This window comes from Microcystis aeruginosa NIES-843, from assembly GCF_000010625.1.
Lineage (GTDB): Bacteria > Cyanobacteriota > Cyanobacteriia > Cyanobacteriales > Microcystaceae > Microcystis > Microcystis aeruginosa.
The window spans coordinates 4,841,292-4,864,861 of record NC_010296.1; the positions used below are offsets into that span (position 1 = coordinate 4,841,292).

General features: G+C 43.1%; 25 protein-coding genes, 1 tRNA gene and 1 pseudogene. 19 read left to right on the forward strand and 8 right to left on the reverse strand.

All coding sequences use genetic code 11. The features are described 5' to 3' along the window. Positions 1-22: 22 nt before the first annotated feature. The 4 genes from MAE_RS22960 to MAE_RS22975 all read left to right on the forward strand — a co-directional run bounded on the left by MAE_RS22960 (position 23) and on the right by MAE_RS22975 (position 3,707). Positions 23-610, forward strand: coding sequence for a Panacea domain-containing protein (locus MAE_RS22960; protein ID WP_002759690.1), 588 nt, complete (start codon positions 23-25; stop codon positions 608-610). Beyond that, the gene (locus MAE_RS22965; protein WP_041804309.1) at positions 582-977 is read left to right on the forward strand and encodes a hypothetical protein; all 396 of its coding nucleotides are present in this window, start codon (positions 582-584) and stop codon (positions 975-977) included. The genes MAE_RS22960 and MAE_RS22965 overlap by 29 nt, the downstream gene beginning before the upstream one ends. A gap of 438 nt (positions 978-1,415) precedes the next feature. After that, positions 1,416-2,774 carry a thioredoxin-disulfide reductase gene (trxB, locus tag MAE_RS22970; RefSeq protein WP_002759688.1) on the forward strand — a complete coding sequence of 453 codons (1,359 nt, stop codon included), beginning with the start codon at positions 1,416-1,418 and terminating at the stop codon, positions 2,772-2,774. Positions 2,775-2,876: 102 nt separating this feature from the next. After that, positions 2,877-3,707: a metal ABC transporter permease gene (locus tag MAE_RS22975; protein WP_012267645.1), complete on the forward strand. Its 831-nt coding sequence runs from the start codon at positions 2,877-2,879 to the stop codon at positions 3,705-3,707. 117 nt (positions 3,708-3,824) lie between these two features. Here the strand turns inward: MAE_RS22975 and MAE_RS22980 are convergent, their stop codons facing one another. Next, the gene (locus tag MAE_RS22980; protein WP_002796056.1) at positions 3,825-4,046 is read right to left on the reverse strand and encodes a hypothetical protein; all 222 of its coding nucleotides are present in this window, start codon (positions 4,044-4,046) and stop codon (positions 3,825-3,827) included. A gap of 139 nt (positions 4,047-4,185) precedes the next feature. Here MAE_RS22980 and MAE_RS22985 point away from each other — a divergent pair, with 139 nt between their 5' ends. The 3 genes and pseudogenes from MAE_RS22985 (at position 4,186) to MAE_RS22995 (ending at position 5,730) form a co-directional block, all read left to right on the forward strand. Continuing rightward, a complete protein-coding gene (locus tag MAE_RS22985; RefSeq protein ID WP_041804311.1) occupies positions 4,186-4,992 on the forward strand; it encodes a TlyA family RNA methyltransferase in 807 nt (268 codons plus the stop codon). A 182-nt stretch (positions 4,993-5,174) separates the two neighbouring features. Next, positions 5,175-5,274, forward strand: a pseudogene (locus MAE_RS36560) (type II restriction endonuclease); the annotation flags it as partial. 75 nt (positions 5,275-5,349) lie between these two features. After that, complete coding sequence (locus tag MAE_RS22995; RefSeq protein ID WP_002759683.1) at positions 5,350-5,730, forward strand: cyclic nucleotide-binding domain-containing protein; 381 nt, start codon at positions 5,350-5,352, stop codon at positions 5,728-5,730. Positions 5,731-5,759: 29 nt separating this feature from the next. Here the strand turns inward: MAE_RS22995 and fmt are convergent, their stop codons facing one another. Continuing rightward, positions 5,760-6,737, reverse strand: coding sequence for a methionyl-tRNA formyltransferase (gene fmt, locus MAE_RS23000; protein WP_012267648.1), 978 nt, complete (start codon positions 6,735-6,737; stop codon positions 5,760-5,762). Positions 6,738-6,797: 60 nt separating this feature from the next. Further along, positions 6,798-7,592, reverse strand: a complete 795-nt coding sequence (pgeF, locus tag MAE_RS23005; protein WP_041804315.1) for a peptidoglycan editing factor PgeF — start codon at positions 7,590-7,592, stop codon at positions 6,798-6,800. Positions 7,593-7,649: 57 nt separating this feature from the next. Between pgeF and MAE_RS35410 the strand changes: the two genes are divergently transcribed. Then, a complete protein-coding gene (locus MAE_RS35410; RefSeq protein ID WP_231859666.1) occupies positions 7,650-8,144 on the forward strand; it encodes a DUF4351 domain-containing protein in 495 nt (164 codons plus the stop codon). Positions 8,145-8,197: 53 nt separating this feature from the next. Here the strand turns inward: MAE_RS35410 and priA are convergent, their stop codons facing one another. Both priA and MAE_RS35905 read right to left on the reverse strand, forming a co-directional pair. Further along, positions 8,198-10,687, reverse strand: a complete 2,490-nt coding sequence (priA, locus tag MAE_RS23015; protein ID WP_012267651.1) for a primosomal protein N' — start codon at positions 10,685-10,687, stop codon at positions 8,198-8,200. A gap of 303 nt (positions 10,688-10,990) precedes the next feature. Further along, positions 10,991-11,125: a hypothetical protein gene (locus MAE_RS35905; RefSeq protein WP_269453944.1), complete on the reverse strand. Its 135-nt coding sequence runs from the start codon at positions 11,123-11,125 to the stop codon at positions 10,991-10,993. Between the two features lie 352 nt (positions 11,126-11,477). Between MAE_RS35905 and MAE_RS23020 the strand changes: the two genes are divergently transcribed. The 3 genes from MAE_RS23020 (at position 11,478) to MAE_RS23025 (ending at position 14,248) form a co-directional block, all read left to right on the forward strand. Continuing rightward, the gene (locus MAE_RS23020) at positions 11,478-12,611 is read left to right on the forward strand and encodes an RNA polymerase sigma factor, RpoD/SigA family (protein ID WP_012267652.1); all 1,134 of its coding nucleotides are present in this window, start codon (positions 11,478-11,480) and stop codon (positions 12,609-12,611) included. 116 nt (positions 12,612-12,727) lie between these two features. Further along, positions 12,728-12,853 (forward strand): hypothetical protein, encoded by a 126-nt coding sequence (locus MAE_RS35910; protein WP_002759678.1) that lies wholly within the window; start codon positions 12,728-12,730, stop codon positions 12,851-12,853. Positions 12,854-13,087: 234 nt separating this feature from the next. Continuing rightward, positions 13,088-14,248 carry an aminotransferase class V-fold PLP-dependent enzyme gene (locus MAE_RS23025; protein WP_012267653.1) on the forward strand — a complete coding sequence of 387 codons (1,161 nt, stop codon included), beginning with the start codon at positions 13,088-13,090 and terminating at the stop codon, positions 14,246-14,248. Positions 14,249-14,505: 257 nt separating this feature from the next. On the opposite strand, the gene MAE_RS23030 is transcribed toward MAE_RS23025, so the two are convergent. Continuing rightward, positions 14,506-15,282 carry an RNA polymerase sigma factor SigF gene (locus tag MAE_RS23030; protein ID WP_012267654.1) on the reverse strand — a complete coding sequence of 259 codons (777 nt, stop codon included), beginning with the start codon at positions 15,280-15,282 and terminating at the stop codon, positions 14,506-14,508. Between the two features lie 348 nt (positions 15,283-15,630). Continuing rightward, positions 15,631-16,707 carry a Holliday junction branch migration DNA helicase RuvB gene (ruvB, locus tag MAE_RS23035; RefSeq protein WP_012267655.1) on the reverse strand — a complete coding sequence of 359 codons (1,077 nt, stop codon included), beginning with the start codon at positions 16,705-16,707 and terminating at the stop codon, positions 15,631-15,633. 23 nt (positions 16,708-16,730) lie between these two features. On the opposite strand from ruvB, the gene hisF reads away from it, so the two are divergent. The 4 genes from hisF (at position 16,731) to MAE_RS23055 (ending at position 19,608) form a co-directional block, all read left to right on the forward strand. Continuing rightward, entirely contained in the window at positions 16,731-17,495 is a 765-nt protein-coding gene (hisF, locus tag MAE_RS23040) for an imidazole glycerol phosphate synthase subunit HisF (protein ID WP_012267656.1), read from the forward strand. A 314-nt stretch (positions 17,496-17,809) separates the two neighbouring features. After that, entirely contained in the window at positions 17,810-18,010 is a 201-nt protein-coding gene (locus MAE_RS23045; protein WP_002796074.1) for a hypothetical protein, read from the forward strand. A 119-nt stretch (positions 18,011-18,129) separates the two neighbouring features. Further along, positions 18,130-18,202: transfer RNA gene (locus tag MAE_RS23050), tRNA-Ala, on the forward strand. Between the two features lie 308 nt (positions 18,203-18,510). Continuing rightward, on the forward strand, positions 18,511-19,608 hold the full coding sequence (locus tag MAE_RS23055) for an AI-2E family transporter (RefSeq protein WP_012267658.1): 1,098 nt from the start codon (positions 18,511-18,513) through the stop codon (positions 19,606-19,608). A gap of 259 nt (positions 19,609-19,867) precedes the next feature. Here the strand turns inward: MAE_RS23055 and MAE_RS23060 are convergent, their stop codons facing one another. Beyond that, positions 19,868-20,707, reverse strand: coding sequence for an ACT domain-containing protein (locus tag MAE_RS23060; RefSeq protein WP_012267659.1), 840 nt, complete (start codon positions 20,705-20,707; stop codon positions 19,868-19,870). Between the two features lie 231 nt (positions 20,708-20,938). Between MAE_RS23060 and MAE_RS36220 the strand changes: the two genes are divergently transcribed. From MAE_RS36220 to MAE_RS23075, 4 genes are all read left to right on the forward strand, one after another. Beyond that, positions 20,939-21,157, forward strand: a complete 219-nt coding sequence (locus MAE_RS36220) for an Asr1405/Asl0597 family protein (protein WP_012267660.1) — start codon at positions 20,939-20,941, stop codon at positions 21,155-21,157. Between the two features lie 68 nt (positions 21,158-21,225). Then, a complete protein-coding gene (locus tag MAE_RS23065; RefSeq protein ID WP_002796080.1) occupies positions 21,226-21,801 on the forward strand; it encodes a (2Fe-2S) ferredoxin domain-containing protein in 576 nt (191 codons plus the stop codon). 121 nt (positions 21,802-21,922) lie between these two features. Beyond that, positions 21,923-22,777: a formyltetrahydrofolate deformylase gene (gene purU / locus MAE_RS23070; RefSeq protein WP_002759669.1), complete on the forward strand. Its 855-nt coding sequence runs from the start codon at positions 21,923-21,925 to the stop codon at positions 22,775-22,777. A gap of 113 nt (positions 22,778-22,890) precedes the next feature. Further along, positions 22,891-23,520 carry a DUF3782 domain-containing protein gene (locus MAE_RS23075; RefSeq protein ID WP_012267662.1) on the forward strand — a complete coding sequence of 210 codons (630 nt, stop codon included), beginning with the start codon at positions 22,891-22,893 and terminating at the stop codon, positions 23,518-23,520. Positions 23,521-23,570: the final 50 nt, after the last annotated feature.

A 23,570-nucleotide genomic window follows, 5' to 3' on the forward strand; every position in this document is an offset into this window, starting at 1 on the left:
ATTTTAGAAATTTTGTGGATCTATGATTGACTGCCTGACTGTGGCTCGCTACTTTATTATCAGAGCTTACGAGGATGGTATGGACGCTGAAATGACTAATATGAAAGTCCAAAAGCTTTTATATTATGCACAGAGCTTGCATTTGGCCCTATACGATGAACCATTGTTTAAGGAGGAAATTCAAGCATGGCGTTACGGTCCGGTTTGTCCTGCTGCTTATAAGTTCTACAGTGATTTTGAGGCTGAACAATTACCAATTCCTCGCCAAGAATGCCTGTCTGGGCTGCCATCGGAGAAAAAAGAACTTTTAGCAGAAATTTGGCAATATTTCGGTAACTACCACGCCTATCGGTTGAGTGACATGACTCACGCGGAATTTCCTTGGAAAAAGGCTCGTAAAGGTCTGCCACCAGAAGAAAGTTCCACAGAGCCAATTCTCCTTGATGATATGAAAGCATTAGGTTATCAAAAGCTTGATTTGATAGAACAGGAACATCCGGCCTACAAAGCAGCCATGTCTGAAGTTTTGAAGGAAGCATTGGCGACGGAATCTTCTCATCCTATTGGGAAAGGAGAAGTGCATGACTGGCTCAATTCCCTTCTCGATTGAATCTTCTGACAACTTCGAGCGCTCTTTCAAAAAACTGGCAAAAGTTCACAAAAATAGCTTTGTTGAACTTATTACCAAAACTTTAGAGGATTTAATCGACGACCAATATCCCCATAACTCCCGTCAGGAACCTCTACCGGGGAAAATTCAGTTGCCGGAAGGCTGGACTTTTCACAAGCTCGATATCCGGGTTTCAAAAGGTGCTGCGGGGCAAATTAGATTAATGTATTTGGTGAGCGCGACTACCTACACAATTAAACTGGTTTGGATTTACAGCCATGAGCAGTTTGTCAAACGTCCTGCTGATGCCGATTTAAAAGCTATTATGGGTCTTCGGTTTGTGTTATGCAATGGACGGGGTTTATAAGGGATGGAATCCTTATAGAGAAAGACGTTTAGCGATTTTTGTCAATTGTTTTTGATCTAGAGCGAACTAATCAATTAAATCTCTTGCCAGATAAGGATTTAGTTTATTTATGCCACCCTATCGAACCATAACAAGTAACGAAGAGCCGCTATTATCCGAGATATTCTGGATTTTTAGGCAGAAATCTACTTCTTGCTGGGTTAGGACGCATATTAAACTGATGGGTAAACTAAGCTAAGACGCATTTAAACCGCTTATTCTTAGATTAGCCGAACCTCCCCCAATCCCTTTACTGTTGCCTTTTGCAAGAGTGCCTCTTGCCTCGTCTCAACAAGCAATTTAAATTACGAACAGCTTATCTAACTTATCGTCGTCTAACCCACCCGACATTATCTGCTATACTAAAAAGCGTAGTCGTTATGAGTTGCATTTACGGTTATGACTGTCGAGAATTTAGTCATTATTGGTTCGGGACCGGCGGGATATACGGCGGCGATTTATGCGGCGCGTGCGAACTTAAAACCCTTGATGTTTGAGGGTTTCCAAGCGGGAGGCATTCCGGGGGGACAATTGATGACCACCACAGAAGTAGAAAATTTCCCCGGTTTTCCCGAAGGAATCACCGGTCCCAAGCTCATGGAAAGAATGAAGGAACAGGCCGAAAGATGGGGGACCCAATGCTATACCGAAGATGTTATCTCGGTGGATTTAAGTCAGCGTCCTTTTACCATTCGTTCCACCGACCGGGAAGTTAAGGCCAATAGTATTATTATCGCCACGGGAGCCACTGCCAAACGCTTAGGATTACCCAGCGAGGCCCAATTCTGGAGTAACGGGATTTCTGCTTGTGCTATCTGTGACGGTGCTACACCGATATTTAGAGAGGAAAACCTCGCTGTGATTGGTGGCGGTGACTCGGCGGCAGAAGAAGCCGTATATTTAACTAAATACGGCTCCCACGTCCATTTATTAATTCGCGGGGAAGCGATGCGCGCCTCGAAAGCAATGCAGGACCGGGTGTTAAATAATCCGAAAGTTACCGTTCATTTTCACACCCAAGCGGTGGATGTGTTCGGTACAGGCAGTAAAATGGCAGGATTACGCATTAAAAACTCGCAAACGGGAGAAATCAGTGAATTAGCCGTTAGAGGGTTATTTTATGCCGTCGGTCACACTCCCAATACTTCCCTATTCCAAGGACAACTAGAATTAGACGAGGTGGGTTATGTGAAAGTCAAACCGGGGACTGTTGCTACCAGCGTCGAGGGGGTTTTTGCCGCCGGAGATGTGCAGGACCACGAATACCGTCAGGCAATCACCGCCGCAGGTACGGGGTGTATGGCGGCGTTATTGGCAGAAAGATGGTTATCGGAGCATAATTTAATCCAAGAATACCGTCAATCAGCCACTTCTGAACATTACGAGACAAAAACCGTTAGCGAAACCCCGGCCGATACGGAGGAGACTTTTGATATTCACAAAACCCGTCACGTTGGGGGTTATGCTTTGCGGAAATTATTCCACGACGGCGATCGCTTGTTGATGGTAAAATATGTTTCTCCCACCTGTGGCCCCTGTAAAACCCTGAAACCGATTTTAGATAAAGTAGTCGATGAGTACGATGGCAAAATTTATTTTGTGGAAATTGACATCGAAGCTGACCCAGAAATTGCCAAAATGGGTCAAGTAACCGGGACTCCCACGGTACAATTCTTTAAGGACCGGGAATTAGTCAAGGAAATGCGCGGAGTCAAACAAAAAAGCGATTTTCGTCAAGTAATTGAGAGTTATCAATAATCAGTTATCAGTTATCAGTTATCAGTTATCAGATGTGAGTTTTGAGTTTACTGTTTACTGAAAAAGCTCCCCACACCCCACTCCCCCACTTCCCAACACCCTATGCTAGAGGCCCTACAATTTGATTTTATGCGCCATGCGATTGCCGCAGGAATATTAGTTAGTATTGCCTGTGGGATTGTCGGTACTTTGGTAGTAGTTAATCGCGTGGTTTTTATCAGTGGTGGAATCGCTCACGCTGCCTATGGAGGGATAGGAATCGGTTATTTTTTTGGGATTAATCCCCTGGTGGGGGCGATATTTTTTACCTTTTTTTCGGCTTTAGGCATGGGTTTTTTACAGCGTCGCATCCGGGAGAGAGCCGATACTTTAATCGGGGTTATGTGGGCGATTGGTATGGCGATTGGGGTAATTTTTATTGATTTAACCCCTGGTTATAAAGCTGATTTAATGAGTTATCTTTTCGGTAGTATTTTAACTGTACCGAGGGATGATTTATGGATAATGGCGGGCATAGATATATTAATTATCACCTTAGTTAGTATCTTTTATAAAGAGTTATTAGCCATATCTTTTGATGAAACCTTTGCGATTATTCGCAATATTCCCGTGGAGATAATTTATTTAGGTTTAATGGGAATAACCGCTTTAACTATTGTCGCAGTAATGCAGGTGGTAGGATTAATTATGGTAATTGCTTTGTTAACTATTCCCGCCGCTATCAGTGGACAATTTGTTAAAAATATGAAGGGAATGATGATCCTAGCGATTATTTTAGGAATTGTCTTTACTTTAGTGGGTTTGTGGTTATCCTATAGTTTAAATCTCACCTCAGGGGCGACAATTATTTTAGTGGCAGGATTGGGTTATTTAATCAGTCTTGCTTGGAAACCTTTTATGCTCACTATCACCAGAAAAATATCTCATCTTTAAGGCCCTCCCCTAGTTATGGTGATCAGAAAAAGTTATCTAGGGGAGGATGAAGGCAATTCACCTCCATATTGCCCCACATTAGTTGTTCTCTAGAGGCCAATGGGATAGTCTTGCCAATTATAACCCCAAACGCTGCTTTTGGCGGGCTTTATAGGAGGCTAACAGCCAGATAGAGCCGGAAATCAAAGAAGGAGCAAGGACGAAAAAAGTGGCCATGGTCACGGGATGTTCCCGGGCCCACACCCAATAGATCATCACGGCAAAAATCAAGCCACAGTAAGCTAGTCCTAGAAAGGGGATGCCAATAACTAAAATGGCGAATCGAGTCTCTTTATCCATAAAATATCGGGATGGCAGCGAAAATTTAGCTGATGGGTTCCGTTTGTCCCTATCTTTACTTATAATCTTCCTTCTGGGATTGCTTGCGGAAAAATAAGGTATTTTTTAGAATTAGGCGCTGATTATTGGGAGGCCTTCCTTGTCGAAACAAAGATTAGATTTATTATTAGTAGCCAAAAATCTCTGTGATTCCCGTCAACAGGCACAGCGATTAATTCGCGCTGGAGAGGTGAAAGTCAATCATCAAATCATCGATAAACCTGCCACAGAAATCGATCCAGAAGCGGCGATCGAGGTTAAGCAGAAACTGCCCTATTTGTCAAGGGGGGGCGAAAAATTAGCTAAGGCCTTAGAATTGTTTGCCATCGATGTCCGCGAGCGCATTTGTTTAGATGGAGGCATTTCCACGGGGGGATTTACCGATTGTCTCTTGCAAAAAGGGGCAAAACGGGTTTATGGGGTTGATGTGGGTTATGGACAAGTGGCGTGGAGTTTACGGCAGGATGAACGGGTTATTTTACTAGAAAGAACTAATTTTCGCTATTTAACCCCGGAAAAGTTATACGGACAGGAAAAACCCGCCGATTTAGCAGTTATGGATCTGTCCTTTATTTCTTTGACCAAAGTTTTACCGACCCTGTGGACGCTATTAAATCCACCGCGAGAAGCGATTTTATTAGTCAAACCCCAATTCGAGGTGGGACGGGAAAAAGTCGGCAAAAAAGGGGTAGTTCGCGACCACCAAGACCAAGCGGGGGCGATTTTTCAGGTTTTACAGGCCGCCGAAGCCCTAGGATGGTTCTATCGGGGTTTAACTTGGTCTCCCATTACCGGACCTGCGGGTAATGTGGAGTATCTTCTCTGGTTATCCACCGATATCGGCCAAGTCAGTCCCAGTTTATCAGCGATCGCAGAAATCACCCAAGAAGCGATCGAACAGTTTTAACCCCGGTGTTTTGTCAAGGAAGTGGGGAGATTTTCAGAAAAACCCTTGACAAATGGCGAGACTTGCTTTAGACTTTATGTATAATGGGAATCCGTGCGCAAATATATATAAGGTTTTTGAAGGAAGATAAGAGAGAAAAAAATAGCCTCAAAAATCGGGATGGGTAGGAAGAGGATAAAGGTATGAAGACGAAAATTTTCTCTCCCCGACAAGGATTAAACAAAGCATTTCTGAAAGTCAAACCGAATCTTTTTCAGGTAGAGAAGTTTCAAGTATTCTTAGATACAAAAACGATGATCGGGGAGTTCAATGTATTGGAAAATGGGAGAGATAACCCAAAAAAATTATTGTTAAATCATGTTAAGTCCCGTAGAAACGATTAAAATTCTCGAAAATCATCCCGATCGCACTTTTCCAGCTGGTGAAGTTATTTTTGCCGATGGCACGGAGGGCGAGTTAATGTACGGTATTCTTAGCGGAGAAGTGGAGATGTATATCAAGGGACAATTGATAGAAACTCTAGAAAAAGGGGATGTATTCGGAGCAGGAGCGCTCCTGCATGGGGATAAACTGCGAGAATCCACAGCTATTGCCAAAACTGATTGTAAATTAGCCTATCTCAATCAACCGCAGTTTTTATTTGCCGTGCAGGAAACTCCCATGTTTGCGATCGAAGTGTTAAGAAGTTATTCCGATCGCTTTCGCAAGTTGAAAAAAATCTTCACCGGTGAAGCATAGAGGAGCAAAGGAAAGCCATCCCCTGAAAACTATTGAACGAAAATCTCACCGATAGTTAAACGGGAACCATTGACCAAATCCCCACCAGAACGCGGTGATTTTCCCGATAATTGCACTTCTTTTAATAATAATAAACCCTCACCCGTCTGCACTACCGGCCCGAAATTTTTCCAGAGAGCCACGATCGATCCCACTTCTCCGCTTAGATGAGAAAGGTCTTTTGTCTGTAATTCTGGAGGAAGTTGACCGAGATCCTCTAGGGGAATAGTCGCCATCACTTTTAGGGGTTGTCCCCGGAAAGTGGTCAGCGCATGAGGATAAAAACCCCGGACTCGATCGTGAATTCTCCGGCCCGAATCTTGCCAGTGGATTAGATAGTCAGATTTTTGAATTAAAGGGGCATAGGTGGCATCGTCGTTATTTTGAGGAATTGGGGTAATTTCTGCTCGATCGAGCTTAGAGAGGGTTTCTAGGAGCAAATCCGCCCCCATTTGTCCTAGGGTTGCTCCCACCTGTTCGGCATTGTCAAAAAGAGCGATCGGGGTGTAGGCTTTCAGTAGCATCGGTCCGGTGTCCATGCCCGCATCCATTAACATGGTGGTAATGCCGGTTTCTTTTTCTCCCCTAGCGATGCACCACTGCACGGGGGCTGCTCCCCGATATTTCGGCAAAATTGAGCCATGAACGTTAATACAGCCTAATCTCGGCATCTCTAGGATTTCTGGGGAGAGAATTTGTCCGTAGGCAACGACTACAAAAGCGTCCGCTCGCGATTGTCTGAGAAAATCTAAGGTTCGAGCGTTTTTTTTGACACTTTTGGGCTGCAAAACCGGTATTTGCTGTTCTATGGCTATTTGTTTCACCGGTGAGGGGATTAATTGATTGCCCCTTCCCCGGCGCTTGTCCGGTTGGGTAACGACGGTGATTATTTCTATATCGGGATTGGCTAATAATTTTTTTAGGGTGGGAACAGCAAAAGTCGGGGTTCCGAAAAAAACAATACGCATGGGAGAGAGGGGATTTTTCAGTTATCAGTGAGCAGTAATCAGTGAATGTCCACCGAGTTATTAACGGCTAACTATGCCAGACCATTGAATTTTTTTGGCTTTTTCCCGACGATAGGAGAAAAAATGATCCTCTTGTTGATAGGTACAAAAAGGAGCGATCGCAATTTGTTCATCCCGAATTCCTAACTGTTGTAGTTGATGATAAATCACCCGTCGCACGTCTAAGCGCACTTTCCCTTTTTCCTCGTCAGCAAATAAGGGGGAGGGGGACAGGTTCAATAAATTCGCCAGAATTTGGTCGGGATTGGTTTCTTGGGGGAATAAACTTAAACCCACTTCTACGGCAACTTCTGCCTCTACTTGATACACTTCCCCGGCAATTGCCGGCCCCAGGGCCAGCACTAAGTTATCTAAACAACTACCTGAGTTTAATAACTGCTTTACTGCTTTGGGAACTATCCTTTTGGCCGTCCCTCTCCATCCAGAATGAATCGCCACCCCAACACCAGTAGAGTGATCGCCTATTAGTACAGGAGTACAATCAGCACTGGCCACCCAAATCCCTTGACCGGAAGCATCGGTGATAATTCCATCCGCTTCGACAATTTCTGGGTTAGTAATCCCTTGGGGATTTAATAGGCGATCGCCATGTACCTGTTTGACCCGATAAACCGGTACATTTGCCCCCAGAGCAGCCGTAAAAGCTTCCGGGGTTTGGGGGTAATAATGACGGGTAAAAAAGCCGTGGGACCAGTCCTCTAGGAGATTACAGGTAAGATAGGGCAATCCTTGCCATATTTGCCATTGCCACAGAGAAGTCCCGGTTAATCGGACATCGATCGCTACATTGGTCACAGTCTAAACCTCTCTTGCTGCATTAATACCTCGTTCTTTCCTATCCTAGTTCTGAGCTTGGCAAACGGCAACCGGAAGATTATTTATATCTCCGGTAAAAATCAAAAATTGTTGTTAGGGTTAGGAGTCAGTAGCCAGTACTCTCCGATCAGAAAAATAGTAGAGGAGGAACAAGAGAGAGCCATCGATGAATTAGCCAGATTATTGCCGAATAATCCCCTAAAATCGGCTTCCTTAAACTTATTGTCTAATTTGAGTAAAAATCTAGAAGCGTTATCAAAAAAAACACAGGAGGATAGGGAGTTTATTATGCGTTTAGCTCCACTTTACCAACAGGATAGGGAACAAGCGATTCAAGAGGGTGTACAACAAGGAAGACAACAGGGAGAAGCGTATTTACTCCTCCGTCAACTTCAGCGACGTTTCGGAGAAATACCCCAGAATCTACAAGAAAACATCCGTAACCTTCCTGTGGAGCGGTTAGAAGACTTAGGACTCGCTTTATTAGACTTTAACACTTTGACGGATTTAGATAACTGGTTGCATCCGTGAACAATGGCGATCTCGCGTAGCGAGCGCGTTGCGAGCGCATTATCCATCCTTGATTATTCTATAGTTAAGGGGTCCACATCGATCGCCATACTTACCTTGGGCAAAACTAAGCTTTTCAGAGGAATAAAAAGACGACCGCTATCAGCCTTTTCTTCCGATAATTTTAACAGAATTTGCCAGCGATAACGGTTAGCCACGCGCATAATTGTTGCTGGTGCAGGTCCTAAAATATCCCAATCGGAACCGAAATTATTAACACATTCCTCCGCGACATTTTCGGCACTTTTCTGAACTGCTTCTCCATCTAAACCACTAAAGCGAATTAAGACTAAACTGCCGTAGGGAGGATAATTTAAACCCTCTCTCTGCATTAATTCCGTCTCGACAAAACCCTCATAATCGTGGGTTTGCACTGCTCTAATCACGGGATGTTCGGGGGTATAGGTTTGGATAATTACCTTTCCTTCTCTTTCTCCCCTTCCTGCTCTCCCTGCTACTTGAGTTAGGGTTTGAAAAGCGCGTTCGGAGGCGCGATAATCGGAGTGATAAAGTAAACCATCGGCAGCCATAATTCCCACTAGGGTAACTCGATCGATATCTAATCCTTTGGTGAGCATTTGGGTTCCGACTAAGACATCGAATTCACCATCAGTAAATAGTTTTAATAGTTCCCGGGGAGCATTTTTGTTGCGGGTGGTATCACTATCAAAACGCAAGCAGCGCAAATCAGGAAATTCTTTGGTTAATTCTTGGGTGACGCGCTGAGTGCCAGTACCGAAAAATTTTAGATAGGGAGAACCACATTCAGGACATTGTTTCGGATGGATGCGACCATAGTTGCAGTAGTGACAGCGTAGTAATTCTTGCGCTCCCGGTTCGGTGTGGTGGTAGGAGAGAGAGACATCACAGTGGGGACACTCCAGCACATAACCGCAACTTCGGCAAGATACAAAGGTACTATGTCCGCGGCGACTGACGAATAAAATTGCCTGTTCTCCCTTGTCGCGCAGAGTGTCCAGAGATGAACGCAGGGATTGACTGAAAAGAGAACGATTGCCTCGTTGCAATTCCCGTCGCATATCGACAATTTCCACCTGCGGTAAGGGGCGATTTTGGATGCGATCGGGCAAAGATAGGTAAAGACTGGGATTAACTTGGGATTCTAGCCATGTTTCTAGGGATGGTGTGGCCGAGCCTAAAATTACGGGACAATGGTTTAATTGAGCGCGCCATTTAGCCACGGTACGCGCGTGATAGGTGGGGAGTAATTGGGTTTGTTTAAAGCTGCTATCGTGTTCTTCATCGAGGATAATCATGCCTAGATGGGGTAAAGGGGCAAAAATCGCCGATCGCGTCCCGATAATGACTTGCGGGGTTCCTGTCAACATCTGTCGCCAGGTATCGTATCTTTCTCCTTCCGAGAGGGCGCTATGATAAACATAGACTCGATCGCCAAAACGGGCCACAAAGCGATCGGTTAGTTGCGGTGTTAATCCAATTTCGGGGACTAAAACCAAGGCAGATTTACCCGCTGCTAAGACAGGTGCGATCGCCTGTAGATAGACTTCTGTTTTACCCGATCCCGTCACTCCGTGTAAGAGGACGCTTTCACCACCTTTCAGGGTTTGAATGGCTTCTAGTGCTTGTTTTTGACTAGAAGTGAGTGTTTTTGGTTGATCCCTGCTCATAATCGCCGAGGATAAGCGCAGAAATTCCCGGTCCTCAATCACCACATAACCCTTGTCAATTAGTGGTTTAAAATGTTTTGTCCCCGCGAGTTGTGCCAATTCTGGCAGCCACATTTCTCCTCCCTGATGACGGAGAATTTCGACAATTTTGCGCTGATTTTCGGTTAAATCAGCAGGAAAGTCGGTTATTAGCAGGGTAATGGCTTTTTTTAGCTTAATATTAGGACTTTTGGGTGCTTCTAGATAACTTTCCACCCAACCGCGCTTAACTAAGTCTCGAATACCGTAATTAGCATTTTTGACTTTTTCTTGCAGGTATTTCGCCGAATAATCGCCTTCTTTTTGATTTTTGAGCAGGGATAAAATCTGACGGGAGAGGGGAGTACAAAAAACTTCCCCACCGGGGGGAATCGCTTCTGGTTTTAATCTGATGCGACGTTGGGAACTTCGCAGTAAACCCTTAGGTAAAGCGACGCGAACAACGGTGATTAAATCCGTCGCGTAGTATTGGGCGATTTTCGTCAATAACTGCCAATAATTATCGGGGAAAAAGCCCTTAGCAATCACATCTTCCACGGGACGAATTTGATTTTCTTCTAGTCCTGCGGGCAAATTTTCGAGAAATCTAAGAGCAATTCCCCCTATTACCTGAGAACCGAAAGGAACGCTTAAAATATCGCCAATTTCTACCGTTAAATCCCGGGGGATACTATAGGTTAATATTTGCTGATCCTCTTGACTATCTCTAGGATAAGGGCGATCGACCAAAACCTCTAACCACGATTGTCCAGTTGTGGTTAATTGGTAAGGTGTGCGAGGTTCCGCTACAGTTAGAGTAGCACAGCGATCGAGCATAGTCAGTGGGGTGATGGGGTGATGGGGTGATGGGGTGAATAGGGTATTTAAATTATAGTTTAAAGCTTGAGGGGAATAAAAATAGCTAATTTTCTCTAAAAACACTTTAAATATTGCTTTTTTGCCCGCAAATTTTGATTTTTAGCCCGTGAAATCTTTCCAAATGATAATTATTGTCTATTAGCTATTAAATCGCACCCTAGTTAGGGTTTGATTAATAAATCTAAAAACCTTGTTGGATAATATCTTTAGGCTTTTTTGAAATCAAAAAGTGGCAGCCTTTGGAGGGATCGGGGGGGAGAATTAGGCACTTTTTCCCTGAAACTTAGGTAATTGACCACCTGAAAATGGGTAAAACCCCACACCCCACACCCCACACCCCACACCCCACACCCTACCCCCAGGAAAAACTTTTTGCCGCAAACCGTAGTTAGTCAAAAGGTGAGAATGGTTCTCAATAGAAAAAGCGAAGAATAGTAATAAAAAGCTGACTGCTATCTTGATTGTTAAGAAGCGTGATCTTTACCTAGTCAAATACCAAAAACCTTAGTTAGATTGTATAAGTGGAAACCCTGAAAGTCTCCCCTATTTACCAGAAAATCTTATTGTCTGGTTCGGCGATTTGTAACCATCGACACAGAATCGCGCAATTATATCCCAGAAATGGCCGCCATTAATTAAGAAAACGTTTAAAAAATCTGCTCCCCGAAAATTCAATGTAACAATCAGCCCATTGGGAGAAATTGAGTTTCTCCCTGCTATTATAATCCCACTCCATCCATAACTGCTTATGAAAATCTCTAAACTAGCCGCTGATGATAATTTTAATCAAATCATTGCCCTGGAGACAAATCCTTTAGAACTAGACAGCGTGGATTTTGCTGAAAGAACTGACGAAGAGCTGACTGAACACTTACCAGAAACCCTAAAAAACACCCGTGGGAGTAGTGGAACGGGATATGATAAAGGCAGCAATGAAGATACTGTTGGCGCATTTTTTAAAGAAATGGCTCGTTATCCTCTACTTAGTGCGGAAGAAGAAATTGAATTAGCCTACTCGGTTAAGTTTCTGATGGAAGCGGAAGAAGTGCGCCAAAAACTACAAGAAAATTTACATCGTCCCCCGACGAAAACGGAATGGGCAAGCGCTTTACAATTAGATAATGAACGTCAACTGGAAAACCGTCTTTATCGCGGACGAACAGCTAAACGGAAAATGATTCGTTCTAATTTGCGCTTGGTGGTTTCTATCGCTAAACGCTATTTAAATCGCGGAGTTCCTTTCTTAGATTTAATTCAAGAAGGTGCGATCGGACTCAACCGTGCGGCCGAAAAATTCGATCCCAATAAAGGTTATAAATTCTCTACCTATGCTTATTGGTGGATTCGACAAGCAATCACCCGCACCATTGCTAACGATGCGCGGACAATTCGTTTACCGATTCACATTGTCGAAAAACTCAATAAACTCAAAAAAGCGCAGCGCATTCTCAAGCAAGATTTACAGCGCAATCCCAATGAACGGGAACTCGCAGAAGCGTTGGAAATGACTCCCGAACAATTGCGGCAATTATTACAATTGCGTCGTCAATCTCTCTCTTTAAATCATCGTGTAGGGAAAGGAGAAGATACGGAATTAGTGGATCTGTTGGAAGATGATGATCTACAACTTCCCGAAGATAAAATGAATGAGATGATGATGCGTCAAGAAATTTTCGCAGTTTTAAGTGATGTTCTTACGGAACGGGAAAAAGATGTTATCTCCCTCCGTTATGGTTTAGCTACCAGTCAACCCTATACCCTAGAGGAAGTGGGGGGAATGTTCAATTTATCTCGGGAACGAGTACGTCAAATTCAAACTAAAGCGATGCGAAAATTACGTCGTCCTCAAGTCGCACGTCGTCTGAAAGGATGGTTACATTAATAACTTTTTCTAACTCGTTCTCTCCCCTCTCCTTTTTCCCGGAGAGCTTTTTTTTGTCGATATTTAGCTTAAAATTAAGATCAAGCTGATTTTCTCAGTAGATAGTCATAATACCTATGAACCGACATCTCCAACGGAAAGTGAAAACGGGAAAATATCAATCTCCAGAAAATCATCCTCTCATAGATGGAGAAACTTTTGTCACTGAAATTATCCATCGTTTTCAAACCATGGGAGATTAATATAAAATGGGTCGTTATAAGTAGGGAGGCACAATTATTGGTAGGATGGGTTAGCGGTAGCGTAACATGAGCGGGTGTTGGGTTTCATGCTTCAACCCAACCTACGTTCATCTTGTATTTAATTCCACCCACCCGCTTATCATAAATAAATATACTAGCTAGTCAGAAGCTGAATACAATAGGCAATTTTTCAGCTATTTTTTCTAGTTCTGAATAATTTTAAATTAATTCAATATGTCCAAAAACTCTTGGTTAATTCCCGATAATATCTATTTTCTCAACCATGGTTCCTATGGTGCAACCCCTAGAATAGTCTTGGATTATCAGCAACAATTGCGGCAACGAATGGAAAGGCAACCTTTAGCATTTTTGGGGAGAGAATTAGAGGGTTTATTAGATATTGCTAGGCAAAAGTTAGCGGATTTAGTGGGAGTAAATAGCGATGATTTAGTCTTTGTTCCCAATGCAACCACAGCAGTGAATGCGGTGTTAAATTCCTTAACTTTTCAGGAAAATGAGGAAATTCTGATCACCGATCAGACCTATAATGCTTGTGCTAATGCAGTTAAACATATAGCTAAAAGATGGGGTTTAAAGGTAATTATCGCTAAAATTCCCTTTCCCGTGCAGTCCCCTTTAGAAATTAGTCAAGCAATTTTAGCATCAGTTTCTCCCCGGACAAAATTAGTAGTTTTAGATCATGTCACCAGTCCCACGGCCTTAATTTGGCCAATCGCAGAAATTGTGCGAGAATTAAATAATCGGGGCATTGATACTCTCATCGATGGCGCTCATGCTTTAGGTTTTTTACCCCTTAATATCGGGGCAATTAATCCCACCTATTATACTGCTAATTGTCATAAGTGGTTATGTAGTCCCAAGGGGGCTGCTTTTCTCTATGTGCGCGGGGATAAACAGGCAATAATTCGACCTTTAACTATTAGCCATGGAGCGAATTCCCCTCGACAAGATCGCTCCCGTTTTCAGTTAGAATTTGCTTGGATGGGAACCGATGATCCCACCGCTTATTTATCAGTGCCAAAAGCGATCGAGTTTTTAAATTCTCTCTCTATTGATGGTTTACTGGGTCTGATGGCGAGGAATCGTAATTTGGTTTTAAAAGCCAGAAATTTGCTTTGTCATGCCTTAGAGGTCAATTATCCCTGTCCAGAATCAATGATCGGATCGATGTCTTCAATTCTAATTCCTAGTTATGCTTGGGCAGCAGAAGATTTATCTAGACAACTGTGGGAAAAATATCAGATTGAAGTGCCGATAATTCCTTGGGGAGAAGCATCATTAATTGTGAGGATTTCTGCTCACTACTATAATTCGATCGAGCAGTATGAATATTTAGCTGGGGTTTTAAATTACTTGCTATTGGAGCAAAGATAAGCTGGGAGTATTTCAGAGCCGCACGGACAGTTCTGGCTAGAGTCGAGGTATGGTATTATCGGCGTTGCGGGGAGCGGGGAGAAACAATCCATAACCGAGTTTTTAAAGTTCGATTGGGAGTTAATGATGCTATTAAAAACGGATTTGGCATGAAAACTCAAATCCGATCCCTGATAGCTGTCTCGGAGTCTCGGAGTCTCGGAGTCTCAACCAGGAAATTAATTTTCCACGACTACTGATGAGAACCGATAATTTTGCTAAAATGCTTCCTTGACCATAGTTTCCTTGATCATTTCTAAACCCTTTTTCACCCGACGGGAGACGGTAACGACACTAATGCCTAATTGTTCGGCGGTTTCCCGTTGAGTAAGATCCTTAAGGAAGACAAATTCGATAATATGACGGGTTTTTTCTTCTAATTGAGCCAGTGCCTGTTGTAAACGAATGCGATCCTCTTGACAAAGTTGAAAGCTGCGATAACGGGGATCGGGAACGAGGTCTTTTAAACAAGTATTATTATCTTCATCGTTATTAACCGTCACATCGAGACTGAGGGGTTCACGGTTTTGGAAAGCCAGTTTTACCTCTTGCCATTCTTCGCTCGAAATATTTAAAGCGCGGGAGATTTCCGTATCATTGGGTTGACGATTGTGGATAGTCTGGAAATCCCGACGCACATTTGTCGCTTGTCTGCCTAAATCTAACCAACGACGAGGAATACGAACTGTATAACTTTTATCGCGCAGATGGTGTTGAATTTCGCCGCGAATATAGGGAATAGCGAAGGAGCTAAAAGCATGACCTTTGCTGCTATCAAAACGCTCGATCGCCCGAATTAGTCCCATAGAGCCAACCTGCACTAAATCTTCGTAATTTTCATGACATTGATTAACCCAATGATGAGCTTCCCTTCTGACTAATCCTAGGTTTAACTCCATAATTTGATCCCGTAACTTATTATCTGCTGTTTTTTGGTATTTTTGAAATAGGGTGAGAGTTTCCAGTTTAAGACTTTCTTTATTTAGGACAGACATAGGGCGCTAACAGACTTAAAAAATATTGACTATAAAAAATCACTATTGTGCAATTAGCTTTGACCAATCCCAACATAGTCTAGATGAGAAGCGGCAAGCAATGGCAACAATGTAATTTACCCAGATTATGATGATACAGCTTTTATATATGGACTTGTGTGATTTGACGCGGTCGACCAAGTATTTAAAGACACAGATAAGCTGAAACCCAGGTAATTAGGGTTGGCTGAACAGGTTGTTTCTAGAGACAGGGTGTGGGGTGTGGGGTGTGGGGTGTGAATTTTCCCCCGGAAAAAGTCTTAATCCAACAAGGTTTTCAGATTTATTCAGCCAGCCCTATCTAGAAAACTAGAACTCAAACAAAGGTAAACTCCGATCCTTATTTTTCGGCAATTTCGCCAGTAAACCTAAATGTTCGTAGGCGGCTGACGTTACTACGCGACCCCGGGGAGTACGATTAAGATAACCTATTTGTAATAAATAAGGCTCATACACCTCCTCGATCGTCTTGGCATCTTCTCCCGTGGCTGCCGCTACCGCTTCCAATCCCACGGGTTTACCTTGAAACTGTTGGATCATCGTCTTTAATACTAATCGATCGGTCCAATCTAAACCCATAGAATCCACATTTAATTGATTTAATCCCTCAGCGGCTAACTGGGGGCTAATAATAGTTTCTCCCTTCACCTGCACATAGTCGCGTACTCGTTTTAATAAACGATTGGCAATGCGTGGAGTTCCCCGACTGCGACGGGCAATTTCGATCGCACCCGCTTCAGTAATGGGAATATTAAAAATAGTAGCACTTCTGAGAATAATTGCCGTCAATTCCTCAACTGCATAGAAACGCAGACGTTGAATCAGTCCAAAACGATCGCGTAAAGGGGAAGTTAAAGAGCCAACTTTGGTAGTAGCACCGATTAAAGTAAAGGGAGGTAAAGAAATACTGCGAATTTTCGCCGCTTGACCCTTGCCAATCGTCACATCCAGGCGATAATCCTCCATCGCTGGGTATAATAACTCCTCCGTCACCCGATTCAGTCGATGAATTTCGTCGATAAAAAGAATATCCCGGGGTTGAAGATTGATCAGGATGCCGGTAATATCCCGGGGACGCTCTAAAGCGGGGGCGGCGGTAATGCGGCAATTTACTCCCATCTCGGCCGCTAAAATTAAAGCCATGGTGGTTTTTCCTAACCCCGGCGGTCCGTAGAAGAGTAAATGATCGATCGCTTCTTGTCTAGCTTTGGCCGCGGCGATGGTGACTTTTAGATTAGCCTTTAAGTCCTGTTGACCGATATAATCCTCTAGGGATTGCGGACGAATCTCCGCTGCTGCTTTTTCCGTTTCTTCTATAGTGGGATTGGGAGTGAGCAGATTTTCCTCGGTAGCCGGGGGGGAATTGTGCGATCGTTTGATGGCCATTGTTACAATCAAGAGTCTAGGATATGTTAGCGAAGCGGATTTTGCCTTGTTTGGATGTCAATAAAGGTCGGGTAGTCAAGGGGGTTAATTTTGTCAATCTTCAGGATGCTGGCGACCCCGTGGAGTTAGCCCGCTTGTATAATCAGGCAGGGGCTGATGAGTTGGTTTTTCTCGATATTACTGCTACCCATGAAGATCGCGACACGATTATTGATGTAGTCTATCGTACGGCGGAACAGGTTTTTATTCCTCTGACAGTGGGTGGCGGTATCCAATCCTTAGAAAATATTAAAAATTTGTTAAGAGCCGGGGCCGATAAAGTCAGCATTAACTCGGCTGCCGTGCGCGAGCCGGAATTGCTCGATCGAGCCAGCGATCGCTTTGGTAAACAGTGCATTGTGGTGGCGATCGATGCTAGACGACGTAAGGATGAGCATAACCCCGGTTGGGAGGTTTATGTTCGGGGTGGACGCAAAAATACGGGTATTGATGCTTTATTATGGGCGCAAGAAGTGGAAAAACGCGGGGCGGGTGAGTTGTTAGTTACCAGTATGGATGCTGACGGCACGCAAGCGGGTTACGATCTGGCCTTGACAAAAGCGATCGCTGAAAGGGTGGAGATTCCTGTGATTGCTTCGGGAGGAGCGGGTAATTGTCAGCATATCTACGAAGCATTGACGGAAGGGCGGGCGGAAGCGGCTTTATTGGCTTCTTTGCTCCATTATGGTCAATTAACCATCGCTGAGGTCAAAAATTATCTGCAAAATCAACAAGTACCCGTGCGTTAGCCAGGGAAAATGAGAGCAAGATTTGCAGAACTTAATCTAGTGATTGAGTCGGTTTTCCTGGAAAAGGATTTCTTCAGGCTGCAACCCAAGAAGAGCAAGGTTTAGACCTAAGCTAAGACACATTTTAACCCCTTACTGTTGCCTCTTGCCTAATCTCAACAAGCAATTTAAATTCCCGGGCAGTTTATTACCTAAAATGTCGGATGAATGCCCCGATCGAGAAACCGGCAAAAATCCCTGTTTTTAACTTCAGTCCGATTATCCCTGGGGAAAATTATGTATTAGAATAGATGAAAGTTAACAAAATTTAAAATATGTTAGTTCCGATTCTCATCTTTGACCTCGGTCTTGTGGCTTGGTCATTGCATCTGATGCAGCAAGCGTTCGACAAGCAAGAGTTTTCCTTGATGCTGGCGGGAACCTTGGTGGCAGCAGCGGCAGCAGCTATGTTAGTAGTTTATTTCCTCATGGGTCACTGTTTAACCTATTTAACCCAAATTCCGGCTCCTGTCTAAATGGGGGCGATTGTTTCACCATTGTCTTATCAGCGATCGCCTTGGCAGTGACAAATTTTTTTCTCGTCACCCCTTGACAAAATAATTCTATTTAAGCTATATTCAAAAATGGTCTTCGCGGGGTTATAGCTCAGTTGGTAGAGCACCTCAATGGCATTGAGGGGGTCAGCGGTTCGAATCCGCTTAGCTCCATACAGTTAGGATAAGAGTTTCAGGGTTGCTTGGACCAGAAAAGTAACGAGGAGATGCTAGATTGAAAGAGGATTTCTGGTTAGAAAAGTCTCTTTTTACCTCGATACTCTCTCAGGACAAAATTAATGAACCTCTTGCATAATTAATTTTTGAGGGTTCAAAAAAGGCAAAAACAAGGATTAAATTACATAAAATCTGTAAATAGACCGTTTAATTGATTATTATTCATTCTTAATTCTCCTGACTACTGACTCCTGACTCCCGACTCCTAACCCTAACAACAATTTTTGATTTTTACAAGAGGTCTAATGATAGAGCTTTTTAAGCAACTACCTCGTTGGTTGCGGCTAAGTCTAGTTTTTCCGCTCTTATTTCTCAATGGTTGGTTATTATTCCAATTATTTAGCTATCTAGAACCCTTAGTCAGTATTTTTGTCACTGCTAGTTTACTAGCTTTTGTCTTAGATGTTCCCATCAAACTGCTGCAAAGACGCGGGGTTAATCGCAGTGGTTCGATCGCTATTGTCTTTTTAATTGCCCTATTAATTTTGATTGTTTTAGGTTTAATTTTAATTCCCCAGATTGTCGAACAATTAAGCAGTTTAATCAATAGTTTGCCCCAGTGGATCGAGTCGGGAACCGAACAGATACAAAATTTAGAAAAGTGGGATAAAACTCAGAAATATGCGATTTATATCGAGCAATCAATCACCCAGTTATCGGAACGACTAACCAATGTTTTACAAACTCTTAGCACTCAATTACTGAGCTTTGTGCTGGGAACTATCAACAGTATCCTAAACATTCTATTTGTTCTGGTTCTAACCGTCTTTCTTGTTCTCTATGGCGAACAAATTTGGGAGGGAATTTTTAGCTGGATTCCTGCTCCCTGGAATCTCAAATTAAGAACGATTATTCGTCAAACTTTTGAAACCTATTTTGCCGGTCAAACCATTTTAGCGGGAATTCTCAGCCTTGCTCAAATTTTTGTTTTTGTGATTCTCAAGGTTGATTATGCCCTATTATTCGGGGTGGCGATCGGTCTAACTACATTAATTCCTTTTGCCAGTGCCTTTGCCATTATTGGGATTAGTACTCTACTGATGTTTCAAGATTTTTGGTTAGGGTTAAAAGTTTTGACCCTGACCATTATTGTCGGTCAAATTAATGATAATGTCATCGCCCCTCGGTTAATGGGAGGCATGATCGGACTTAATCCCGTCTGGATTATCCTATCTCTTTTTATCGGGGGTAAAGTGGCAGGAATTCTCGGTTTATTGATAGCAGTTCCCATCGCTAGTGTGCTGAAAAGTACCATCGATATCATCCGCTCCCAGCAGCGGGAAAAAGAACCAGTAGTTTTCCTAGAAGAAACGGTGAAAAATTCCTCAGAGGAGGGCAAATAATAATAAATCCTGTTTTTTCAGTGAACAGTGAACAGTAATCAGTAATCAGTAATCAGTGAATTGAAAACTCACATCTGGGTTCTCTTAGGTTTGGTGGGTAAAATGTATTCTAAGATACAGTCTTGCTGGCGAGGGAGTGGAAGGAACCACTCCAGACACAGAGGACACAAAGATTGATCGCTTCTATAGTAAGTTAAACTGATCACACAAAGAATAAGAGAGCCACATCTGATAACTGATAACTGATAACTGATAACTGTTATGAGCGGCTAATTTCTTCGAGAATAGCCATCGCTTCTGTCACCCTATCCCTAGGGATAAATAAATGATCGTGATAATAACCAGAAATGACATTGACGCTAATTGCTGCTTCGGCCAGTTTCTCGCTAATTACCGCTAAAAATCCCACCGCCGCTAAACTAGAATGCACAGAAAGAGTAATTTGTCTATAAATATATTTGTACTGTAAATTCTTGCGATCGGCTTGCTGACGGGGAATAATCACCGTTATGCCTTCCTCTTCCTGAAATTGGCAGATAGGAGTTAATTGTAGCTGTTCTAGTCCTGTTGCTGTTAGGGAAGAAAAAACGAATTCTTCGGGATTTAGGACTGGTTTCAGGGATTGGAGCAGAATATCGAGATTAGTTTCGCCTTCCTTTGGTTTTTCTGGCGATTTTTTCGCCGCATCCATACAATGATTGGCAGCAGCGTCAGCCAAACTATTTTTAGATCGTTCAATCCAGCGCCAGCTAATGCGATCGAATCGGGCAACTAATTGACAAGCACGCTGATAAAAGGGACGTAAACTATCGCTTTTTACCTTCCAGTCTCCCTTAACTTGATTGATGACTAATTGACTGTCTCCGCGAATTTCTAGGCTTTTTAAGCCTAATTCTTGGGCTTTTTCCAATCCAATAATCAATCCCGTGTATTCGGCCTCGTTATTAGTGGCTCTCTCCATATATCTAGTCGTGGTCAAGGAATTACCCTCGGCTAAAACTATTACCGCTGCACCGGCTGCTCTCCCCGGATTGCCGCGAGAACCACCATCAAAATAGAGAATTGCTGAATTATCGGTTTTTTGAGCTTTTTTATGCATAATTTTCGTCAATAAATCTTGTTATCTCCATTTTTATCTCTTTGACAATTCTAGGCGGTAGCGATTCTGGGATCGGCAAAGCGGACAAGGCAACAATAGCAAGATTTTAGCCGATCGCCGCTACCGGATAACTTTTTTTCTGCAAGTTATTGATAATAATTTGCAGTTGTTGGTTATACTGAGAACATCAGCCTAGAGTTATATTGCTAATAGTTCTCAATTAAAAGCCCCATGAGTATAGACAAATGGCCATCGAAAGGTGAGAAAATCTTCAATCTTAGTGCTTGGGAGCGCTGGCAGCTCTACCACCGGCTGCAGGCCCTGGACATTGAAGATAAATGCTCGCTCCATCAGCTTTTGCCGGTTCGCATCGATAGCCCCGCTCAACTTTTACAGCTGTGGATTGTCCTGCGACAGGTAGAGGCTTCCCGAGGCTGTTTAATCCGTTGACTGGAAACCTGTTGGCAGGCATAATCCTTGAGAAAAATTAGCAATCTGAGAGTAAAAAGTGAGAAAGTATGTCAAAATCTACAACTACCATGGTTCCCTTTCAAGCGGTCGGTCAATTCCTCGGTTTTGTCCTCAAGGACGGATATAAGGTAAAATACCTGAGAATTAGTGTTGATAAACGAGAATATTGGTTTAAGCCCGAAAAAACACTGCGAGACCACATACCTCTCAATATTGCTCTCCACTCATGGCTAAAAGTGACGGGAGAAAGTAGTCTTTGTTCAAAAAAGGGAAAATTAAAACTGAGGGTACTAGGGATTGAGCATTTATCTGGCGAAAAAACCCCAGAAGTCGCCCCGGCAAAAGCTAAAAAAGCCACCGTCTTAATCTGTCAGAAGTCCGATTGTTGGAAAAATGGCGGTGCGAGAGTCTGCCAAAGGTTAGAGAGTGGTTTAGAGGAAAAAGGACTGGGAGAAGCGGTGAATATTAAATTAACTGGCTGTTTAAAACAGTGCAAAAAAGGGCCGAATCTGGTGGTTATGCCCGATAAAAAGCATTATAATCAGGTAGCTCCCCAAGATGTCCCCTCCCTGATCGAGCGGCATTTTGCCACTTCTGAGCAAGAGAATACTGTATCAGTTTAACCGGAAATTTAATCGGCGATCGCTCTTGACAAATGCTCTTTTTTGTGCATCAAAGGGACGAAGTGCCTGAAATTGTAATCAATTAGGGGATAGAAAAGTCAATTCTTGCCACCGATAATTTATGACTGGTACCACTGCAACCTTGTTAATTTCTTGTCCCGACCAGATTGGTCTGGTGGCGAAAATCGCTAATTTTATCTACGCTAATGGCGGCAATATTATCCACGCCGACCAACACACGGATTTTTCGGCGGGATTGTTCCTGATGCGGATAGAATGGCAATTAGAAGGGTTTAATTTACCCCGTGGGATGATCGAACCAGCTTTCGCCGCTATTGCCAAACCTTTGCAGGCTAGTTGGTCCTTACATTTTTCCGATACTGTCCCGCGTCTAGCTATTTGGGTGACAAAACAGGATCATTGTCTCCTCGATTTATTATGGCGACAACACGGGGGAGAAATTAGGGCAGAAATTCCTTTAATTATTAGCAATCATCCAGAATTACACTCAGTTGCCAATCAATTCGGTATTGAGTTTCATCATATTCCCATTACCGCCGAAACCAAGATTGAACAGGAAGCCAGACAATTAGAGTTACTGCGGGAATACCGGATAGATTTAGTGATTTTAGCTAAATATATGCAGGTTCTCACTCCAGATTTTATTAACTTTTTCCCCAATATTATCAATATTCATCATTCTTTTTTACCGGCTTTTGCCGGAGCTAATCCCTATCAACGGGCTTACGATCGAGGGGTAAAAATTATTGGAGCCACCGCCCATTATATCACTGCCGATCTCGATCAGGGGCCAATTATCGAGCAGGATGTGGTCAGAGTTAGCCATCGCGATACCGTAGGAGATTTAATTCGTCAAGGTAAGGATTTAGAAAGGGTGGTGTTAGCGCGAGCGGTACGTTTACACTTGCAAAATCGCGTTTTGGTTTACGCTAATCGCACGGTAGTGTTCGCTTAAAATGGGATAAGATGTACTTGACAAAAAAGAGAGCATTGAAGCTTAAAAATTAGGAAGTATCGGCGCGATTGACTAAAATAGCAATAGACCAGATCAGAAGGAAAAAATTATCTATGGCAACCACATCCGAAGACGTATGGCGACTCTTAGCCGAATTAACTGCCGCTCAAAAAGAAACTGACAAACAACTCAAGGAAGTCAGTCAACAACAGAAGGAGACTGAACTACTATTGAAGGAAGTTAGTCAACAACAGAAGGAAAACGCCCAACAACAGAAGAAAACTGACAAACAACTCAAAGAACTGGGCAAACAAATTGGGGGACTTGGTGCCAAATTCGGCAGCTTTACCGAAGGACTTGCCCTTCCCTCAATGGAAACGATTCTCAGACAACGCTTTGGTATGGAAGTTATCAGTCCCAGTGTGCGAGTCAGTAAAGAAGGACAACACCTAGAAATTGATGTTCTTGCCTATACCAATGGTGAGCTAAATATTGCCTATATCGTTGAGGTTAAAAGTCATGTTAGACAGGAAGATATTACTCAATTAAAAAGTATTTTGCAACGGTTTCGCCGCTTTTTTCCTGAACACAAAGATAAAAAACTCTATGGCATATTAGCGGCGGTTGATTTATCCCCGGAATTACGGGAAAAAATTTTGCAAGAAGGGCTTTATGTGGCTCGGATTCATGACCAAGTATTTGAATTAGATATTCCCGATAATTTTCAACCTCAAACCTATTAAAAATTTCGATGTGATCGCTATATCTTCCCCAAAGGCAGAAACACTCTCTT

Excerpts from the sequence above, each read along its gene's own strand:
- MAE_RS22960 (WP_002759690.1), top strand. The coding sequence starts at position 23 with ATGATTGACTGCCTGACTGTGGCTCGCTACTTTATTATCAGAGCTTAC.
- MAE_RS22965 (WP_041804309.1), top strand. The coding sequence starts at position 582 with ATGACTGGCTCAATTCCCTTCTCGATTGAATCTTCTGACAACTTCGAG.
- trxB (WP_002759688.1), top strand. The coding sequence starts at position 1,416 with ATGACTGTCGAGAATTTAGTCATTATTGGTTCGGGACCGGCGGGATAT.
- MAE_RS22975 (WP_012267645.1), top strand. The coding sequence starts at position 2,877 with ATGCTAGAGGCCCTACAATTTGATTTTATGCGCCATGCGATTGCCGCA.
- MAE_RS22980 (WP_002796056.1), bottom strand. The coding sequence starts at position 4,046 with ATGGATAAAGAGACTCGATTCGCCATTTTAGTTATTGGCATCCCCTTT.
- MAE_RS22995 (WP_002759683.1), top strand. The coding sequence starts at position 5,350 with ATGTTAAGTCCCGTAGAAACGATTAAAATTCTCGAAAATCATCCCGAT.
- fmt (WP_012267648.1), bottom strand. The coding sequence starts at position 6,737 with ATGCGTATTGTTTTTTTCGGAACCCCGACTTTTGCTGTTCCCACCCTA.
- priA (WP_012267651.1), bottom strand. The coding sequence starts at position 10,687 with ATGCTCGATCGCTGTGCTACTCTAACTGTAGCGGAACCTCGCACACCT.
- MAE_RS23020 (WP_012267652.1), top strand. The coding sequence starts at position 11,478 with ATGAAAATCTCTAAACTAGCCGCTGATGATAATTTTAATCAAATCATT.
- MAE_RS35910 (WP_002759678.1), top strand. The coding sequence starts at position 12,728 with ATGAACCGACATCTCCAACGGAAAGTGAAAACGGGAAAATATCAATCT.
- MAE_RS23025 (WP_012267653.1), top strand. The coding sequence starts at position 13,088 with ATGTCCAAAAACTCTTGGTTAATTCCCGATAATATCTATTTTCTCAAC.
- MAE_RS23030 (WP_012267654.1), bottom strand. The coding sequence starts at position 15,282 with ATGTCTGTCCTAAATAAAGAAAGTCTTAAACTGGAAACTCTCACCCTA.
- ruvB (WP_012267655.1), bottom strand. The coding sequence starts at position 16,707 with ATGGCCATCAAACGATCGCACAATTCCCCCCCGGCTACCGAGGAAAAT.
- hisF (WP_012267656.1), top strand. The coding sequence starts at position 16,731 with ATGTTAGCGAAGCGGATTTTGCCTTGTTTGGATGTCAATAAAGGTCGG.
- MAE_RS23045 (WP_002796074.1), top strand. The coding sequence starts at position 17,810 with ATGTTAGTTCCGATTCTCATCTTTGACCTCGGTCTTGTGGCTTGGTCA.
- MAE_RS23055 (WP_012267658.1), top strand. The coding sequence starts at position 18,511 with ATGATAGAGCTTTTTAAGCAACTACCTCGTTGGTTGCGGCTAAGTCTA.
- MAE_RS23060 (WP_012267659.1), bottom strand. The coding sequence starts at position 20,707 with ATGCATAAAAAAGCTCAAAAAACCGATAATTCAGCAATTCTCTATTTT.
- MAE_RS36220 (WP_012267660.1), top strand. The coding sequence starts at position 20,939 with ATGAGTATAGACAAATGGCCATCGAAAGGTGAGAAAATCTTCAATCTT.
- MAE_RS23065 (WP_002796080.1), top strand. The coding sequence starts at position 21,226 with ATGTCAAAATCTACAACTACCATGGTTCCCTTTCAAGCGGTCGGTCAA.
- purU (WP_002759669.1), top strand. The coding sequence starts at position 21,923 with ATGACTGGTACCACTGCAACCTTGTTAATTTCTTGTCCCGACCAGATT.
- MAE_RS23075 (WP_012267662.1), top strand. The coding sequence starts at position 22,891 with ATGGCAACCACATCCGAAGACGTATGGCGACTCTTAGCCGAATTAACT.